The sequence below is a fragment of the Accumulibacter sp. genome (assembly GCF_029255125.1).
Taxonomy (GTDB): Bacteria; Pseudomonadota; Gammaproteobacteria; order Burkholderiales; family Rhodocyclaceae; genus Accumulibacter.
Genome location: NZ_JAPUVR010000102.1, coordinates 14761 through 32143, shown reverse-complemented (window position 1 = coordinate 32143; position 17383 = coordinate 14761). Strand labels below are relative to the sequence as shown.

The following is a 17383-nucleotide window of genomic DNA, read 5'->3' as shown; positions in this document are numbered from 1 at the left end:
GCCGACCGGCGGCCGCCGGTTCGCGCTGGCTGCGCCGTGAACTACACACGCGCGTCCTCCGCACTCTTGGCGACGAGAATATCTTCCATCACCAGATACTGCAGGTCGGAACCGAAGAACATGTCGAGTGCGTCCGTCGGCGAACAGATCATCGGTTCGCCACGCCGGTTGAGCGAGGTGTTGAGGACGACGCCGTTCCCGGTGAGCTTCTCCAGCTCGACCATCAAGTCATAGTAACGCGGGTTGAAGCGGCGCTCGAGCACCTGCGCGCGTGAGGTGCCATCTTCGTGTACGACTTCCGGCACACGTTGTCGCCAGCCGTCGGCGACGGCAAAGGTAAAGGTCATGAAAGGCGCCGGGTGCGTGCTGCCGAGCATCTGCGGGCCGACGGTGTCGAGCATGCTCGGGCAGAATGGGCGCCAGCGTTCGCGAAACTTGATCTGCGCGTTGATCCGGTCGGCGACGCCGGCAACGCTCGGACAGCCGAGAATCGAGCGTCCGCCAAGGGCACGCGGCCCGAACTCCATGCGGCCCTGAAACCAGGCGACCGGATGCCCATCGGCGAGCAAGCGAGCGACCTGTCGCGGCACGTCGGTCAGGCGCTGCCCGATGGGCCGCGCCGGGTGACGCGCGCAGGCGGCGAGAACGTCTTCATTGCTGAACGCCGGGCCGAGGTAGACGTGCTCCATCTTCTCGACGGCGACGCCCCGACGCAGCGAAACGTAGGCGGCGGCGCCGATCGCCGTGCCGGCGTCGCCCGAAGCCGGCTGCACGAACAACTCGCGCACATCGGGACGGGCGATGATCTTCTGGTTCAGCTTGACGTTCAGCGCGCCACCACCAGAAAAGGCGAGGCGGCCGGTCTCCCGCAGCAGATCGCCAAGGTAATGCTCAAGCATGCGCAGCGCCAAATCCTCAAACAGCTTCTGCATGCTGGCCGCGTAGTGTATGTACGGATCGTCGGCGATGTCGCCCGAGCGCTTCGGGCCGAGCCAATCAACCAGCTTTGGTGAAAAGTAATAGCCCTTGCCTTTTTCCTTGTAGCGCCGGAAGCCGACCACGTTGGCATAGGTGGTGTTGACCCGGAGTTCGCCGTTCTCGAAGCTCGCCAGGCGCGAGAAATCGTAGCGGCTGGCGTCGCCGTAGGGCGCCATGCCCATCACCTTGTACTCACCGTCGAGCATTTCGAAGCCGAGATACTCGGTGAGCGCACCGTACAGCCCGGCGAGCGAGTCCGGATCGTAGAACTCCTTGATCTTGTGGATGCGTCCGTTCTCGCCGTAGCCGAAAAAGGTCGTCGCGTACTCGCCCTTGCCGTCGATGCCGAGGATTGCCGCCTTCCCGTCAAAGCCCGAGCAGTGATAGGCGCTCGCCGCGTGCGCCAGGTGGTGCTCGACCGGGACGATCTCGGTCCTTGCGAGGTCGAAACCGAGTTGTTGAAGGCACCATTCGATACGCTTGCGGTAGCGGTGGAAGCGGCGATTGCCGGCCAGTATCGCATCGAGCGCGCGCTCAGGCGCGTACCAGTAGCGCCGAGCATAGTGCCAGCGCGCGCGCTCGCGCAGACTGATCGGTGCATAGGGAATGGCAACCGCATCGATGTCGGTCGGCCGCAGACCGGCGAAGGTCAGGCAGAACTTGGCCGCCTCGTAGGGCATGCGGTTCTTCGCATGCTTGTCGCGCACGAAACGCTCTTCCTCGGCGGCAGCAACCAGCTTACCGTCAACGTAGAGCGCCGCCGAAGGGTCGTGCGTCAAGGCACCGGACAAGCCAAGGAGCGTGAGAGCCAAAATTGAGGTCCAGATCGATCATGCAAACCGGCCGAGCACCGCGGCAACGGGAGTCGGCCGACCATTGCGCAAGTCCGCCAGTATACCCGCTCTGCGCGCCGCAACCGATCTGCTGCCGCGTCAGTTCAGGCGGCGGCAGTCGCATCAGGGCCAAGATCGCGGACCAACGTGAACGCCGGGACGTGCTTTTCCAGCACGACAAACCAATCAGTTCGCCTGGGGCAGCGCAGGCGCCGGTAGTGCATCCCTGGGCGAGCTTGCCCGAGGTCGCAGTCGCACAGCCTGGCGGCAAGGCGACGGCCGCTTGCCGCCAGGCGTGCGCCGCCGCACCTCGGCCGCGACCGCTGCGCCGCGCGGCAGGCACCGCCGGTCTTCTTCAGGCCTTGAGCAGCTCGATCAGCTCGCTTTGCGAGGAATGCGGACTGCTGCGCGATCCGCGCCGCTGGTGGTAGGTCCCATCGGGTGCGAGTTCCCAGGCGAGCACGTTGTCGGTCAGGTAGATCTGCAGTCCTTCCGCGATGACCCGCCGCTTGAGCTTGCGGTCGAGCACCGGAAACGCCAATTCGATGCGCCGGAAGAAGTTGCGCTCCATCCAGTCGGCGCTCGACAGATAGACTTTTTCTTCGCCGCCGGCGTAGAAATAGAAGACGCGGTGGTGTTCGAGCTGCCGACCGATGATCGAGCGCACGGTGATGTTCTCGGAGAGCCCCTTGACCCCGGCGCGCAGGCCGCAGACACCGCGCACGATGAGGTCGATCTTGACGCCGGCCTGCGACGCCTCGTAAAGCGCGACGATGGTTTCCGGTTCGAGCAGCGAGTTCATCTTGGCAATGATGCGCGAACGCTTGCCGGCGCGCGCTGCTTCCGCTTCGGCGCGAATCCCGGCGACGACGTTCGGCTGCAGCGTGAACGGCGCTTGCCAGAGATGCGTCAGTGTCTGCGCACGGCCGAGGCCGGTGAGCTGTTTGAAGACCTCGTTGGTATCGGAACCGATCTCTTCGTTGCAGGTGAGCAGGCCGAAGTCGGAGTACAGGCGCGCGGTCTTCGGGTGATAGTTGCCGGTGCCCAGGTGGCAGTAGCGGCGCAGGATGCTGCTGCCCGCCCGGCCTTCCTCGCGGCGCACGACCATCAGCATCTTGGCGTGCGTCTTGTAGCCGACGACGCCATAGACGACATGCGCGCCGACTTCTTCGAGCTTGGTCGCCCAGCCGATGTTGGCCTCTTCGTCAAAGCGCGCCATCAGTTCGACGACGACGGAGACCTCCTTGCCGTTTTGCGCTGCGCGCAGCAGCGATTGCATCAGCACGGAATCGGTCCCGGTGCGATAGACGGTCATCTTGATGGCGACGACCTGCGGGTCGCTTGCCGCCTGTTCGAGCAGTTCGATGACCGGATCGAAGCTTTGATAGGGATGGTGGAGCAGAATGTCGCCACCGCGGATACTGTCGAAGACGCTGTGACACTTGTGCAGCGCTTTCGGCGTTCCCGGTTTGAACGGCTGGAATTTCAGATCGCTGCGCACGACCCAGTCGGGAACCTGCATCAGACGGACGAGGTTCACCGGGCCGGCGACGCGGAAGAGGTCGGTCTCGGTCAGGTTGAACTGGCCGAGCAGGAACTGCGTCATCGCTTCCGAGCAGTTGTTGGCGACCTCCAGACGTACCGCATCGCCAAAGTGGCGCTGCGGCAGCTCGCCCTGAATCTTGGTGCGCAGGTTCTTGACCTCTTCTTCGTCGACGAACAGGTTGCTGTTGCGGGTGACGCGAAACTGGTAGCAACCGAGCACTTTCATGCCGGCAAAGAGTTCATGCACGAATTCGTGCAGAATCGACGAGAGGAAGACGAAGCAATACTCGCTATCACCCAGCTCGCGCGGCAGCCGGATCACGCGCGGCAGGACGCGCGGCGCCTGCACGATGGCGGCACCCGAACTGCGCCCGAAAGCGTCGCGCCCTTCGAGCTCGACGGCGAAGTTGAGGCTCTTGTTCAGTACGCGCGGAAACGGGTGCGAGGGGTCGAGACCGATCGGTGTGATCACCGGCATCACTTCGCGGAAGAAGAAATCCCGGATCCATTCGCGTTGCGCTTCGTTCCAGTCCGAACGCTTGACGAAGCGAATGCCTTCCGCGGCGAGCGCCGGTAGAATTTCTTCGTTGAGCAGCGCGTACTGTTCCCTGACGATCGCGTGCGTTTCTTCACTGACCAGTCGATAGACCTCACGCGCCGTCCGCCCATCGGTGGTGATGGCGACCGATCCAAGCTTGATCTGCTCCTTGATTCCCGCTTCGCGAATTTCGAAGAACTCGTCCAGGTTGCTGCTCACGATGCACAGGAAGCGCAAACGTTCGAGCAATGGCGTGCGCGGATTCTTTGCCTGCCAGAGGACACGCCGATTGAACGCCAGCAGGCTCATTTCGCGGTTCTGGAAGTACTCTGGCGGGAACGCAGCGGAAGCCTGGTGAAGAGGGGTTTCGATCGGCTGGACGGCAGTGTTCATGGCGGGCTCCCTTGGTGAATGTGGATCGACTGGACTGTAATGGTCAGTCGAACATATTACAACCATCACCCGGCGAGCATCGCGCTGCGGCCGGTCAATGACAATGTTTTTGCTCTGGCCGGCTGTCCCGGTGAGCGGCGTCAGCCAGCTGGGCGCCGACCGGCAGTGATAAAATGGGCGGCTGAAAAACCCCTAAAGTCGTACAGGCCGAATGGAAAGTGAGCGATGAGTTACGAACTGATTGCCGGGGTGGACCTGGGCTCGAACAGCTTTCGCCTGCAGATCGGCCGCGTCGTCGGACACCAGATTCACCCGCTCGACGCGTACAAGGAAGCGGTTCGCCTAGGCTCGGGCCTGACGCGCGAGAAGCTCCTCGACCACGCCTCGCAGCAGCGCGCGGTTGATGCGCTGCGCCGTTTCGGCGAGCGTTTGCGCGATTTTCCGCCGGAAACGGTGCGCGCGGTGACGACCGATGCGATGCGCGTGGCGCGCAACGCTCCGATGGTTCTCCGCCAGGCCGAGCTGGCGCTCGGCTTCCCGATCGAGGTGATCGGCGGGCGCGAAGAAGCGCGCCTGATCTTCATCGGTGCGGCGAACGCGCTGCCCCCTGCCGAACATCGCCGGCTGGTGGTCGACATCGGTGGTGGCTCAACCGAGTTCATCATCGGGCAGGGGACCGAGTCGCTCCTGATGGAATCGCTGTTCATGGGCTGCATCAGCTATCGCCAACGCTTTTTCCCTGAGGGACGGGTAGACAAGAAGCGCTTCCGTGCAGCCGAGCTGTCGGCCGCACGCGAGATCGAGGCGATCGCCGTCGACTACCAGCGCTTCGGCTGGCAGGAAGCGGTCGGCTCGTCCGGTTCGGCGCAGGAACTGGCCGACATCCTGGCGCTCAACGAGCTCAACCCGCCCGGTGTCGGCGGAATCACGCGCGAGGGCTTGAGCCGCTTGCGCCAGTTGCTGATCGAAGCCGGTTCGGCCGAGGCGCTTGGCTTGCGCGGCATGCGCAGCGAGCGCATCTTGATCCTGCCGGGGGCGATCGCGATCATGTCGGCGGTATTCTCGGAGCTGTCGATCGAGTCCATGACCTACTCGGACGGCGCGCTGCCGCTCGGCGTTCTGTACGATCTGCTTGGCCGCTTCGAACATCACGACACGCGCGACGAGACGGTGGGCGAGTTCATGCGGCGTTACCAGGTCGAAGAGCTGCAGGTCCGGCGCGTCGAGCGCACGGCCCTGATGCTGCTTGGACAGTTGATCAAGCTCGATTCGCCCGCGCACGAAGACGACGTGCACTTCTTACGCTGGGCAGTTTCCTTGCACGAAATCGGCACCTCGGTCGCGCACAGCGAAGTACATAAGCACGGCGCGTATATTCTGGGCCACGCCGACATGCCGGGCTTCTCGAAACGCGACCAGGCGCGCCTGGCGCTACTCGTTCTCGGTCAGCGCGGCAAGCTGCAGAAGCTGGCTTCGATGCCGGCCGGCGATCCAAACTGGCGTCTGGTTTTCTGCTTGCGGCTGGCGGTGCTGCTGCATCGAGCGCGCGACGATCACCAACTCCCGGAACTGGTCGTCAGGGAGTCACCGGTCGGCTTTCAGGTCGACGTGGCAGGCCACTGGTTGACCGACAACCCGGTTTCCGCTGCTGCGCTCGATGACGAAACGGTGCTCTGGCGGCGGGTCGGAATCAAGTTGCGCATCAAACCAATGGCCGGCGAGACGAGCGCCGCGTGAGCAGTCGATGGCCGCCGCAGCGATAGACGTGCTCCGGCAGGCCAGCGGCCTGCAGGTCAGGCTCTCCGGCGACTGGACGCTGAGCACGATGGCGCAGCCGGTAGCGGCCGTCGAACGCCGCTTGCGCGCACTGGCAAGCGAGAATCCGCATTGGGATCTGCAGGGAATCGCCCGTCTCGACAGCGCAGGTGCGGTTGTCCTCTGGCGCGCCTGGCAAGGCCGCTGGCCAGCGGCGCTGGCGATCTCGCCGCGCCACCGCGCGCTCGTCGAGCAGGTCGAACACCTGGATGGCGAACCAGCGCTGCAAACGTCGGGTCAATCGCACGCCTGGCTGCTCGTACCGGGCCGACTGATCCTGGCCTTGGCGCGCAACCTGCTCGGCCTGATTGCCCTGCTCGGTCAACTCCTGCTCGATCTCGCTTACCTTGCCGCGCACCCGCGCGACATTCCCTGGCGCGAGATGTCCGCCAACGTGTTCAAGAGTGGTGCGCAGGCGCTGCCGGTGACTGCCCTGATCGGCTTTCTGATCGGCATCGTCCTCTCGTATCTGTCGGCACTCCAGTTGAAGAACTTCGGTGCCGACGTTTTCATCGTCAATCTTCTCGGCATCGGCATCATTCGTGAACTGGGTCCGGTGCTCGTCGCCGTCCTCGTTGCTGGCCGCTCAGGGTCGGCAATGACCGCCCAGATCGGCGTCATGCGCGTCACCGAGGAAATCGATGCGCTGGCAACGATGGGCATTTCGCGCAGCGTGCGGCTGGTCTTGCCGAAGGTCATCGCACTCGCCATTGCCATGCCCCTGCTCATCGTCTGGTGTTCGGCCGCCGGCCTCGCGGGTGGCATGCTGGCGGCGAACGTGCAGATGGATCTGTCGTATGCCTTTTTCATCGATACGCTGCCGAAAGTCGTTCCCCTGAGCAATCTGTGGATCGGCATGGGCAAGGGGGTCGCCTTTGGTCTGCTGATCGCGCTGATCGCCTGTCATTTCGGTCTGAGCGTCAAGCCGAATACCGAGAGCCTCTCGGCGTGCACGACGACTTCGGTCGTCACCTCGATTACCGTAGCCATCCTGGTCGACGCGATTTTCGCCATTCTCACGCGCACCATCGGAGTGCCTCTGTGAGCGCTCAGTCGCTCGCTGAGCCAGCGGTCGCTCCGGTGATCGAACTGCGCGGATTGTCGACGCGTTATGGCGAACTGCTCATCCACGAGCGCATCGATCTGGCCGTCGAGGCCGGCCAGATGCTCGGTCTGGTTGGCGGTTCAGGCAGCGGCAAGACGACCCTGCTGCGCGTCATTGTCGGCCTTCTGGCGCCCAGTGAAGGCAGCGTGCAGATCTTCGGACAGCCACTGTTCGCTGCCGGCGCGCGCCACCGACACCTGCTTCGCCGCCGTTTCGGCATGCTCTTTCAGCATGGCGCCCTGTTTTCGGCGCTCCCGGTTTATGACAATATCGCGTTTCCGCTGCGCGAACTGCGCTGCCTCGACGAAGGAATGATCCGTGATCTGGTTCTGCTCAAGCTGGCGATGGTTGAACTCGAAGCCCGGCACGGGCGATTGATGCCAGCCGAACTCTCGGGTGGCATGGTCAAGCGCGTCGCGCTGGCGCGCGCCTTGGCGCTCGAGCCTGAGCTACTCGTTCTCGACGAACCGACCGCCGGCCTCGACCCCGATCGCAGCGCGAGCTTCGTCCACCTGATTCGGTCGTTGCAGAAGGAGTTGGGGTTCACCGTGGTGATGGTGACGCACGATCTGGCGACGCTGACCGGCCTGGCGACGCGGCTTGCCGTGCTGGCCAACCGGCGCATCGTCGCTTGCGGCACCTGGCCCGAGGTGATGGCGGTCGACCACCCATTCATTCGCAACTTCTTCGCCGGCACGCACACGCCGGCCGTCAGCCAGCAGGGAGTACGCTAAGCGTGGAAAACCGTTCGCACGCGCTGCTCGCCGGCTTGTTTGCCCTGGGTCTCGGTGTCTTTGCCGTCTTCGCCGTCTGGTGGTTCGGCGGCAAGCACGAGCCGACCAAGGAGTACACCGTCGTCACCCGGCAGAACGTCACCGGCTTGAGTCTGCAGGGGCAGGTGCGCTACCGCGGAATTCGCGTCGGGAAGGTGCTCTCGATCGCGCTCGATCCGCACGATGCGCGCGACATTCTGATCCGCATCGCGGTCGACAGCGCCGTCCCGGTGACTGGCGGGACGACCGCCCGGCTGGGCTACCAGGGGGTGACCGGAATCGCGCATGTTCTGCTCGAAGAGACCGGCGCCGATCCGCGCCTGCTGCCGGGCGGTGAGGGCACATCGCCGCGCATCGCCATGCAGTCTTCGCTGATTCAGGAACTGTCGGATACCGGCGGCGAAACGCTGCGCCAGGCACGCGAGCTACTGGCCAGCGCGAATGATTTCTTCGACGACGAAAACCGGCAGCGCCTGACGAACATCTTGAGCAACCTGGAAAAGGCCACTGGCAACGCCGGGCAGGCGAGCGATCAGTTGCGCCGCTGGCTGAATGCCGACAACCAGCGTTCTTTGACTGCCTCCCTTGCCCGGATCGAGCAGGCGACGGGCGAAGTCGGCCCGCTGTTGGTCGAGACGCGTCAGGTGATGCTGCGTCTGCAGGGGGTCAGCGAGCGCATCGACAGACTGCTTGCCGACCCCTCGCCGAGCGGTGTCGCCGCCCTGCCGCCACGCCTGAACGAGCTCGGCAGCGAACTCTCGACCAGTTCGCGCCAGCTCAACCGGGTGCTGCAGGTGCTCGAAGACGCGCCGCAGAGCTTTGTCTTCGGCTTGCCGGAGCGCGCCGCTGGTCCGGGTGAGGCGGGTTTCGTTGCTCCGCCCTGGCGCGCTGAGCGACGATGAACGGGCGCTGGTGGGCGTGCCTGGCTGCTTGCCTGCTCGCTGGCTGCGCAGGTGCGGCGCGCTACGCCGGTGGCGGTCAGGTCTATGATTTTGGCTTGGCAAAGCAGGGCGAAGCCGACGCTGCGCGCTGGGTGCGCATCGCGCTGGAAGTGAAGGCACCGCCGTGGAGCGATTCGCCGGCCATCGTGTATCGCCTGCTTTATGACGATCCGCTGAAGTTGCGCAGCTACGTAGACAGCCGTTGGGCCGCGGCACCGCCCTTGCTGCTCGCTCAGCGTTGGCGCCAGCAACTCGGCTTTGCCGGCGCCAGCGGGCAGACAGCGGCAGCTTGTCTGTTACGCTTCGAGCTGCAGGAGTTTTCGCACGTTTTCGACACGCCGCAGCACAGCCGTGGCGTCCTGCATGGGCGACTGGCCCTGCTCGATGCCGAACGCCGGACGATCGCCGAGCGAGCGTTCGCCGAGGAGCGCCCGGCGGCGAGCGCCGACGCGCGCGGCGGCGTCGGCGCGCTACTCGTGGCTGGCGACGAACTGGGGCGGCAGTTGGCGGAATGGCTGAACGATCTGGAAAGACAGGGCGCGGCGGGCGACTGCCGGGCAACGGCTGCGCGCAGCCGATGACACTCACCACGAAGAGAGGAGAAACTGGAAATGCCAAATATCTATCAGGAGGGGCTCGACAAGAACGCGGCGAATTATGCGCCGCTGACGCCGCTGACCTTCATTGCCCGCTCGGCCTATGTCTACCCTGAGCGCACCGCGGTCATCCATGGCCAGCGGCGCTACACCTGGTTGGAGACCTTTGCCCGCAGCCGGCGTCTCGCTTCGGCACTGCGCGCGCAGGGCGTCGGCGAGGGCGATACGGTTGCCGCGATGCTCAACAACACGCCGGAAATGATCGACTGCCACTTTGGCGTTCCGGCCACGGGCGCCGTGCTCAACACCTTGAATACTCGCCTCGACGCAGAAACCATCGCGTTCATGCTCGAGCACGGCGAGGCCAAGGTGCTGTTCACCGACCGCGAATACTCGCCGACGATGAAGAAAGCGCTTGCCATGGTGCAGCGCAAGATTCTCGTCGTCGACGTCGACGACGCCGAGTACAGCGGACCTGGTGAGCGCCTGGGCAGCCGTGAGTACGAAGAGTTCATGGCCGAAGGCAGCGCAGATTTCCCGTGGACCGGGCCGGACGACGAATGGCGGGCGATTTCGCTGAACTACACTTCAGGCACGACGGGCAATCCGAAAGGCGTCGTCTATCACCATCGGGGAGCCTATCTCAATTCGTTCAGCAACATCGTCAGTTGGGGAATGCAGCCGCACGCCGTCTATCTATGGACCCTGCCGATGTTCCATTGCAACGGCTGGTGCTTCGTGTGGACGATGGCAGCCAACGCCGGGACCAACGTCTGCCTGCGCCGGGTCGATCCGAAACTGATCTTTGCCGCAATTCGCGAGCACGGTGTGACGCACTATTGCGGAGCGCCGATCGTGCACAGCCTGATGGCGAACGCCCCGGCCGAGCTGCGTGCCGGTATCACGCACAAGGTCGCCGGCCTGATCGCTGCCGCACCGCCGCCGGCTGCGGTGATCGAAGCGATGGCCAACATCGGCGTCGATCTGACGCACGTCTACGGGCTGACCGAAACCTACGGGCCGGCAGCGGTGTGCGCGAAGCATGCGCACTGGGCCAGCCTGCCGATCGGCCGGCAGGTCGAACTGAACGGCCGGCAAGGCGTGCGCTACCACGCCCAGGAGGGAATCACCGTGCTTGAGCCGACGACGATGGAAGCGGTTCCCTGGGATGGCGAAACGATGGGCGAGATCATGTTCCGCGGTAACCTGGTCATGAAGGGCTATCTGAAAAACCCGAAGGCGACCGCGGAGTCGTTCGCTGGCGGCTGGTACCATACCGGCGACTTGGCCGTCATGCACCCGGACGGTTACGTCAAGATCAAGGATCGCTCGAAGGACGTGATCATTTCCGGCGGCGAAAACATCTCGTCGATCGAGGTCGAGGACGTGCTTTACAAGCATCCGGCAGTGATCGCCGCGGCGGTTGTCGCGACGCCCGATCCGACCTGGGGCGAAGTCCCCTGCGCCTTCCTCGAGCTGCGCGAAGGCGCGACGGCCAACGAGCAGGAGGTCATCGACTTCTGCCGTCAGAACATGGCCCGTTTCAAGGTCCCCAAGCGCGTCATTTTCTGCACCTTGCCGAAAACCTCGACCGGCAAGATCCAGAAGTATGTCCTGCGCGAACAGGCGAAATCTTCTGCCGCAATCGAATAGGACCAAGCACCGGCTGCGCGGCCCGGCAGCCGTGCAGCCGATCAAACCAGGATCGGCGCAGCCTTAGCTGCCGCCGACTTGCGCAGAGAAGGAATGGAGAACAGGATGAGTGCACCCAACCCGGATGACGACCAAGCCTACGTCTTGCGTAGCGATTGCGCCGGTGTAACGACGCTGACGCTGAATCGTCCGCAGCAATTCAATTCGCTCTCGCAGGCGATGATCGCTGCCCTGCAAGGGCAACTCGACGACCTCGCCGGCGATCCGCAGGTGCGTGTCGTCGTCATTGCCGGCGCGGGCAAGGCTTTCTGCGCCGGACACGACCTCAAGGAAATGCGCGCCAACCGGAACAAGGCGTTCATGCGGCAATTGTTTGGCCAGTGCGCCAGAATGATGATGACGCTGACCCGTATTCCCCAGCCGGTGATTGCGCGCGTCCATGGGATCGCGACGGCGGCCGGTTGTCAACTGGTCTCGATGTGCGACCTGGCGGTGGCGGCGGACGTTGCCCGCTTTGCCACTTCGGGAATCAATGTCGGCCTGTTCTGCGCCACTCCGGCGGTCGGTCTGTCGCGCAACCTGGGCCGCAAGCAGGCGCTCGAGATGCTGTTCACCGGCGATTTCATCGACGCGCAGACGGCACAGGAGCAGGGTCTGGTTAACCGCGTGGTCGCCGGCGCGGCGCTCGACGACGAAATCGCGCGGCTGAGCGCGGCGCTGATCGGCAAGTCGCCTCTCGCCATCACCATGGGCAAGCAGATGTTCTACAAGCAGCTCGAGATGGGTCTCGAGGCGGCCTACCAGTATGCCGGCGAAGTCATGGCCTGCAACATGATGAGCGAGGATGCCGGCGAGGGGATCGATGCCTTTGTCGGCAAACGCCAACCCGTCTGGCAAGGCCGTTAGCGAAGTTCCGGCGAGGAGAGCGGCTGGGAGTGGCGTCTGGTGCCCACCTGGAAAACCGCCGACCAGCGACGCGCCACGGCGTCCTGGCGTGTTCAGACGATCGAAATGCGATCGTGACCAGCCGATGTGGCCTCGTGCAGCGCCTGGGCAACCCGCTTGATGATCTCGTCGACCGATCGGTCGTCCGGGCGAGCGGCGCTCACGCCGGCGCTGACGGTGAACTGAACGGTTCCATCTTGAGTTGCAATCGATATCGCAGCGACGCCGCGGCGGATTCGTTCGGCAACGACGGTGGCTGCCTGGACATCGGTATTGGGAAGCAGAATCGAGAACTCGCCGGAACTCACCCGGCCCAGCACGTCGACGTCGCGCAGACACGCTTTGGCTACCTTGGCAAAGGCGATCAGTACTTGGTCGCCCACGCTATGACCATAGCCGTCGTTGATTCGTTTGAAGAAGTCGATGTCGAAGGAAAGGACGGTCAGGGGTAAGTGGCGCCGGCCGGCGTGCGCCAGTTCTTCTTTCAGTATCTCGACGAAATGTTGGCGGGTGAACGTGCCGGTAAGCCGGTCGGTCGTCGCCAAATGCTGCAACTCGGCTTCATGTCGGGCGACGACGCGCAAGAGGTGCAGCGAGCGGTAGGCAACGACGGCGAGCGGGATGGTCATCCCCAGCGCGAGGAGAACGACCCAGATCGTATGCCTTATCCAGGGGGCCAGAGCGTCGGCGCGATCGACCGTGCCGACAATCAGCAAACCATAGTCGGGCATCGGCGACTGGAGCGAGAACTCGCTCGTCGCCGTCGAGGCGTCCGTCACACCGTCGTCTTTTGTTCGCTGGTCGGACTGTGCCAGCCCGAGCCGAGCGTCGACGGGTGCACCGGCAAGCGGCGTGCCGTCACGACGCAAAAGGGCGATCGATCCGCCAGGCTTCTGCCGCTGCTCCTCGTAGCCTGCGTTCAGCCTGGAGAGATCGAGCAGAGCCAGCACGATGTAACCGCCGGCGCCCGGATTCTCCAGGCGGCGGGCGATCGGCAGACGAGGGTGAGCAGCCGCCGGCGTACGCAGCGGCGTCCCGATGACCAGTTCGGTGGTTTGCGACTGCCTGGCGAGGTCATTGAGATCGCTCGCGGCCAGTGCCGCAGCGATCTCTGCCTGCGGCTCTCCTCCGGCGGCTGCGAAGACGTTTCCGTCGGCGGCCAGGAGGAGAATCTCGACGGCGGAGTCGGTCGCTGTCCGCAGACGCGCGTGCAGCGCGTGGACAGCAGCGTTACTGCGCGGGTCCTCGCCCGGGTGTTCGTCCAGCCACGCTTGAGCTGCGGCCAAGGCAAGGCCTGCGAGGCGCATGTGCAGCCTGGTCTGCTCCTCGATCGCCCGATTGGCGCGCTGCAGCGCCTGGCCGGTGGCGGTCAGGGTATCCTCACGATCGGCCACGGCCGAGAGAAGGACGGCCGTCCACAGTGCGCCTAGCAGCACCATGGTCAGCAGCACCACAGTTCGTGGCCGCGCCCAACTCTCGAGATTATCGCCGGTTTTCATGGCTATCGTCGTCCACCTTCGCGGGAGATTACCCACGTCATTGTAGCAGCCCGCTGGCCTGCGCCGAAGGCTGCTTGCCGGCGCCCCTGGCGCTAAAGCTAGCCGCTGGCCGTCTTCTCGCGGCCACGTGCTTCCTCACTGGCGGCGAAACCGTCGTCCGCCTGCACATCGATTACCCCAGTGAACAACTCGATGGCCGTTGCCGCCACCTTGCTGGTATCGAAGTAAGCGTAGGCGCCGGCGCCCAGAGCGCCGAAGACCGGTATCCAGCGAGCAATTCCGCGACCGACCACGCGTTGCGCGATGTGCAGTCCGATCTTGATCGCGACCGCCCTGAATTTCGGGCGCGAGGCACGCTGGACGACGAAACGCCGGCCGATCTGGGTTACCAGATCACGCACCACGCGTGCGTCGGTATGCCGGAACAGACAGTACAGCATCTCCTCGCGGCCAAGTTCGTGCGTCTTGCCGTAGGCGCCGGCGATGTCGGCGACCATTTGCGTCTGCAGCTTCCACAGTGTGCGCAGTTCGGGGACGAGCGTCATCCAGCCGAGCGGTCCGGGCGGTAAGGTGAGGCCGCTGGTGGTGACCGCCGCCTGGCGCGCGGCCGCGTGCGCAATCGCACGCGCCCGCGCGGCTGGACTGGAGCTGGGCCGTTCGCCAGTCGGCGGCGCGTGACCCACATAGTCGAGGATGGCTTCGGCGAGTCGGTGGCCGGCGCGCGAATCGATCATTTTCTGGGTGAAGGGCTTATCTGGCATGATCGTTGATTTGCTTAGCAGTGAAGTGAATGGAAAGTCGCAGGGTATCGCGTTTGCCATCGTGCCCGATTATCGGGCGCCGCGCCAGACGGCGGGTTTCTCCCCGCTTGCCGATCAACAGCATGCCTTTTGCCGCGCGCGCCAGGATCGTAGACATGTGCCGTCGATTATGCGAATCTCGTAAGCACGACATTTCCATTTCGCTGCGCCTGCCGCCTGACCACCTTCGTGCCTGCCGTCGTGCTCCTCGTGACCCGCATTGCCCACTCTGACCCAAGCTGCCGACATGACTGAAGGCACGGAACGTGATCCACGGCGCGTCCGCCACATGCACCGCCTGCAGGAATCCGACTGGCGGGTCTCGGCGCAATTGCAGCGCATCGTCGTGCGCATCTCCTGGGCCGGGGTCGTCGTCGCTGTGCTGATCGCCATCGGCGCAACGGGTTTCTACCTGATCGCCGACGAACGCGCCGATTGGTCGGACGCGCTGTACATGACCCTGATCACGATCTCGACGGTCGGCTACGGCGAGATCATTCCTCTTCACTCGCTTGAAGACCGGCTGTTTGCCGGTATCATCGCCATTTCCGGCCTGGGTGCGCTGACCTTTCTGTTCACCAGCCTGTCCGTGTTCTTCCTTGAGAAGGACCTGGATTATTCCCTTCGGAGGCGACGGATGGAGAAACGCATCCACAAGCTGAAACATCATTTCATCATTTGTGGCTTTGGCCGGGTCGGGCGCAGCATTGGTCGCGAACTGCACAATACCGGTCGGCATTTCGTCGCGATCGACATTGTCGAGGAGCGCTTCGAGGAGAGTATCGACAAATTTCCCGGCTTGCTCTACTTGCACGGCGATGCTTCCGACGATGACTTGATGGAGGCGAGCGACATCGAGGATGCGCGCGGCCTGTTCGCCGTAACCGGCGACGATTCGCGCAATCTGATGATCATCATCACCGCGCGCCAGCTCAACCCGAACCTGCGCATCGTGGCCCGCGCGCAGGAGCTGCGCAACGTCGAGAAGATGCGCAAGGCGGGCGCCGATGTCGTCGTTTCACCTGACTTTACTGGCGGTATGCGCCTGGCTTCGGCGATGGTGCGCCCGCATGTGGTCAGCTTTCTCGACGAGATGATGCGCTCCGACAAGAATGTGCGCGTCGAAGAGGTGCCGGTTCCGGCCAGCTTCCCGCCGACGCCGGTTGGCCAGATGCGCCTGCGCAGCCCGGACTACATCCTGCTTGCCGTACGCGAGGAAGACGGTGCGTGGGTTTTCAATCCGAAGGTGGACCACGTCATCCAAGCAGGCAACACGATCATCGCGCTGGCCAATCCATCCGGACGAGCGCAATTGAAAGCGCACCTGATCGAGAAGATGGGCTAGACCCGTAGTTCGCGAGTTGCCGGTGGGGGGCGCAGGGGACGCGCAAACCGGCTGCGGCGTGCAAGACAGACAAGAAGAGGGCATTTAGAAAGCATTCGGGGAATGCGCGTGCGCGTCCCCGCAGGGGGGAGTTCTGCATGGCAACCGAAACGGAGATCAAGCTTTCTTTGTCACCGCGCGCCGCGAGTCGGCTTGCGCGACACCCCTTGCTGTCACCGGTCGAGCCGCAGAGAGTGCTCCTGGTGAACATCTACTACGACACGCCGGATCGACGTCTGCAACGGGAAAGGGTCGTCGTGCGCCATCGCCGCAAGGGGCGTGAATGGTTGATGACCGTCAAGACGGTTTCTACAGTGAGCGCCGGCCTGGCGCAGCGCAGCGAGTGGGAGGTACCTGGACAACGCGGCGAATTCGAATTTTCCCAGGTCGACGACGAGCGCGTGCGCTCTGTGCTGGAAGCCGCTCGCGACCAACTGCAGCCCTTGTTCATCACGCGTTTCTGGCGCAAGAGCTGGTTGCTCGATACTGCCGGCGGTGGGCGCTGCGAGGTCGCCCTGGACCGGGGCTGGATCGAGGCTGGGGATCGGCGGGAAGCGATCTGCGAAGTCGAGATCGAGACTCTGGCCGGCCCGCTGAGCGACATCTTCGCGGTTGCACGTGCCCTGCAGGCGGGATTGCATCTGCACCCGGAAGTGAGCAGCAAGTCGGAGCGCGCCTTCAGTTTGCTCGCCAATCTGCCGCTGACCGCGAGCAAGGCCGTGCCGGTGTCGATCAGCGCGGGCACGCCCGCCATCGCCGCGTTCCGCCTGATCGCGCAGGCCTGCCTCAGTCATCTGCAGAACAACGAGAAGGGGGTTTGCGCAGGCTGTGAGCCGGAATTCGTGCACCAGGCACGGGTAGCTATTCGCCGTCTACGCTCAGCGATTCGCCTATGGGAACCGGTCCTGCCCGCAACGTTTGTTGCGACATTCGACCCGGCATGGCAGCAGTTGGCCAGCAGGCTGGGCGAGACGCGCAACTGGGACGTCTTCGTCGCCGAGACCTTGCCGGTGATTGCCAGCGCTTTCTCCGGCCAGCCGGCGCTTGATCGTCTGGCCTTGGGCGCGCACGCAGCGTGTGCCGTGAGTCGACGGCGTACGCAGCGCGTGCTTCAGGCCGCCGCCTATTCGAGCCTGTTGATCGAGTTTTCGTCCGCCCTCGTCGATCTGTCGGAAGCCAAGAGCAGAGCGCTCGGCGGCTTCGTGCCGCGCTGCCTGAGAAAACGCGCGCGGCGGGTCGACGAGCGTGCGGCGGTGGCGGTTGCCGCCGACGCTGCCGCCCGCCATCGTCTACGGGTGGCGTTCAAACAGCTGCGCTACGGCGTCGAGTTCTTCTCCCCGCTGCTCGCCGGCCCTGTGCTGGTCAACTATCACCAAGTGGCAAGTCGCCTGCAGGAAGTACTCGGCCATCTGAACGACCTGGCGGTGGCCGTGCAATTGACGGCCGAGGTGCTGCCGGGCACCGAAGGCGAACCGATCGCTGCCTGGCTCAACACGAAGATCGAGTCGTTGCTGCCCGATCTTCGCCATCTGCTGGCCGAATTCCAGCAGCAGGAAGAGCCCTGGGCAGCAGCCTGAGACGATGC

At 64.2% G+C, this 17383-nt stretch carries 14 protein-coding genes; 9 read left to right on the top strand and 5 right to left on the bottom strand.

Features of this window, described 5'->3' with window-relative positions:
* Window positions 1–41 precede the first annotated feature (41 nt).
* Together Q1L59_RS10245 and ppk1 are read right to left on the bottom strand one after the other, a co-directional pair.
* Complete coding sequence (locus Q1L59_RS10245; RefSeq protein ID WP_300331786.1) at window positions 42–1790, bottom strand: carbamoyltransferase; 1749 nt, start codon at window positions 1788–1790, stop codon at window positions 42–44.
* A gap of 376 nt (window positions 1791–2166) precedes the next feature.
* Window positions 2167–4287 carry a polyphosphate kinase 1 gene (gene ppk1, locus Q1L59_RS10240; protein ID WP_300331783.1) on the bottom strand — a complete coding sequence of 707 codons (2121 nt, stop codon included), beginning with the start codon at window positions 4285–4287 and terminating at the stop codon, window positions 2167–2169.
* 225 nt (window positions 4288–4512) lie between these two features.
* Here ppk1 and Q1L59_RS10235 point away from each other — a divergent pair, with 225 nt between their 5' ends.
* The 7 genes from Q1L59_RS10235 to Q1L59_RS10205 all read left to right on the top strand — a co-directional run bounded on the left by Q1L59_RS10235 (window position 4513) and on the right by Q1L59_RS10205 (window position 12076).
* A complete protein-coding gene (locus tag Q1L59_RS10235; RefSeq protein ID WP_300331780.1) occupies window positions 4513–6024 on the top strand; it encodes a Ppx/GppA phosphatase family protein in 1512 nt (503 codons plus the stop codon).
* A gap of 7 nt (window positions 6025–6031) precedes the next feature.
* Window positions 6032–7147, top strand: coding sequence for an ABC transporter permease (locus Q1L59_RS10230; protein WP_300331777.1), 1116 nt, complete (start codon window positions 6032–6034; stop codon window positions 7145–7147).
* The gene (locus Q1L59_RS10225; RefSeq protein ID WP_300331774.1) at window positions 7144–7941 is read left to right on the top strand and encodes an ATP-binding cassette domain-containing protein; all 798 of its coding nucleotides are present in this window, start codon (window positions 7144–7146) and stop codon (window positions 7939–7941) included. Before Q1L59_RS10230 ends, Q1L59_RS10225 begins: the two co-directional genes overlap by 4 nt.
* A 2-nt stretch (window positions 7942–7943) precedes the next feature.
* Window positions 7944–8882 (top strand): MlaD family protein, encoded by a 939-nt coding sequence (locus tag Q1L59_RS10220; RefSeq protein WP_300331771.1) that lies wholly within the window; start codon window positions 7944–7946, stop codon window positions 8880–8882.
* A complete protein-coding gene (locus tag Q1L59_RS10215) occupies window positions 8879–9502 on the top strand; it encodes an ABC-type transport auxiliary lipoprotein family protein (RefSeq protein ID WP_300331768.1) in 624 nt (207 codons plus the stop codon). Before Q1L59_RS10220 ends, Q1L59_RS10215 begins: the two co-directional genes overlap by 4 nt.
* Window positions 9503–9532: 30 nt before the next feature.
* Window positions 9533–11170 carry an acyl-CoA synthetase gene (locus tag Q1L59_RS10210; protein WP_300331765.1) on the top strand — a complete coding sequence of 546 codons (1638 nt, stop codon included), beginning with the start codon at window positions 9533–9535 and terminating at the stop codon, window positions 11168–11170.
* Between the two features lie 105 nt (window positions 11171–11275).
* Complete coding sequence (locus tag Q1L59_RS10205) at window positions 11276–12076, top strand: enoyl-CoA hydratase (RefSeq protein WP_300331762.1); 801 nt, start codon at window positions 11276–11278, stop codon at window positions 12074–12076.
* A 92-nt stretch (window positions 12077–12168) separates the two neighbouring features.
* On the opposite strand, the gene Q1L59_RS10200 is transcribed toward Q1L59_RS10205, so the two are convergent.
* From Q1L59_RS10200 to Q1L59_RS10190, 3 genes are all read right to left on the bottom strand, one after another.
* Window positions 12169–13614 (bottom strand): diguanylate cyclase, encoded by a 1446-nt coding sequence (locus Q1L59_RS10200; protein WP_300331759.1) that lies wholly within the window; start codon window positions 13612–13614, stop codon window positions 12169–12171.
* Between the two features lie 98 nt (window positions 13615–13712).
* Window positions 13713–14375, bottom strand: coding sequence for a hypothetical protein (locus tag Q1L59_RS10195; protein ID WP_300331756.1), 663 nt, complete (start codon window positions 14373–14375; stop codon window positions 13713–13715).
* A complete protein-coding gene (locus Q1L59_RS10190; protein ID WP_300331754.1) occupies window positions 14365–14532 on the bottom strand; it encodes a hypothetical protein in 168 nt (55 codons plus the stop codon). The genes Q1L59_RS10195 and Q1L59_RS10190 overlap by 11 nt, the downstream gene beginning before the upstream one ends.
* 129 nt (window positions 14533–14661) lie before the next feature.
* Between Q1L59_RS10190 and Q1L59_RS10185 the strand changes: the two genes are divergently transcribed.
* Together Q1L59_RS10185 and Q1L59_RS10180 are read left to right on the top strand one after the other, a co-directional pair.
* A complete protein-coding gene (locus Q1L59_RS10185) occupies window positions 14662–15759 on the top strand; it encodes a potassium channel family protein (RefSeq protein ID WP_300331751.1) in 1098 nt (365 codons plus the stop codon).
* A gap of 137 nt (window positions 15760–15896) precedes the next feature.
* The gene (locus tag Q1L59_RS10180; protein WP_300331749.1) at window positions 15897–17375 is read left to right on the top strand and encodes a CYTH and CHAD domain-containing protein; all 1479 of its coding nucleotides are present in this window, start codon (window positions 15897–15899) and stop codon (window positions 17373–17375) included.
* Window positions 17376–17383: the final 8 nt, after the last annotated feature.

What these genes read in the sequence shown, in the direction of transcription:
- ppk1 (WP_300331783.1), bottom strand. Translation starts at nt 4,287, where the DNA reads ATGAACACTGCCGTCCAGCCGATCGAAACCCCTCTTCACCAGGCTTCC.
- Q1L59_RS10235 (WP_300331780.1), top strand. Translation starts at nt 4,513, where the DNA reads ATGAGTTACGAACTGATTGCCGGGGTGGACCTGGGCTCGAACAGCTTT.
- Q1L59_RS10230 (WP_300331777.1), top strand. Translation starts at nt 6,032, where the DNA reads ATGGCCGCCGCAGCGATAGACGTGCTCCGGCAGGCCAGCGGCCTGCAG.
- Q1L59_RS10215 (WP_300331768.1), top strand. Translation starts at nt 8,879, where the DNA reads ATGAACGGGCGCTGGTGGGCGTGCCTGGCTGCTTGCCTGCTCGCTGGC.
- Q1L59_RS10210 (WP_300331765.1), top strand. Translation starts at nt 9,533, where the DNA reads ATGCCAAATATCTATCAGGAGGGGCTCGACAAGAACGCGGCGAATTAT.
- Q1L59_RS10205 (WP_300331762.1), top strand. Translation starts at nt 11,276, where the DNA reads ATGAGTGCACCCAACCCGGATGACGACCAAGCCTACGTCTTGCGTAGC.
- Q1L59_RS10200 (WP_300331759.1), bottom strand. Translation starts at nt 13,614, where the DNA reads ATGAAAACCGGCGATAATCTCGAGAGTTGGGCGCGGCCACGAACTGTG.
- Q1L59_RS10195 (WP_300331756.1), bottom strand. Translation starts at nt 14,375, where the DNA reads ATGCCAGATAAGCCCTTCACCCAGAAAATGATCGATTCGCGCGCCGGC.
- Q1L59_RS10190 (WP_300331754.1), bottom strand. Translation starts at nt 14,532, where the DNA reads ATGTCTACGATCCTGGCGCGCGCGGCAAAAGGCATGCTGTTGATCGGC.
- Q1L59_RS10185 (WP_300331751.1), top strand. Translation starts at nt 14,662, where the DNA reads ATGACTGAAGGCACGGAACGTGATCCACGGCGCGTCCGCCACATGCAC.
- Q1L59_RS10180 (WP_300331749.1), top strand. Translation starts at nt 15,897, where the DNA reads ATGGCAACCGAAACGGAGATCAAGCTTTCTTTGTCACCGCGCGCCGCG.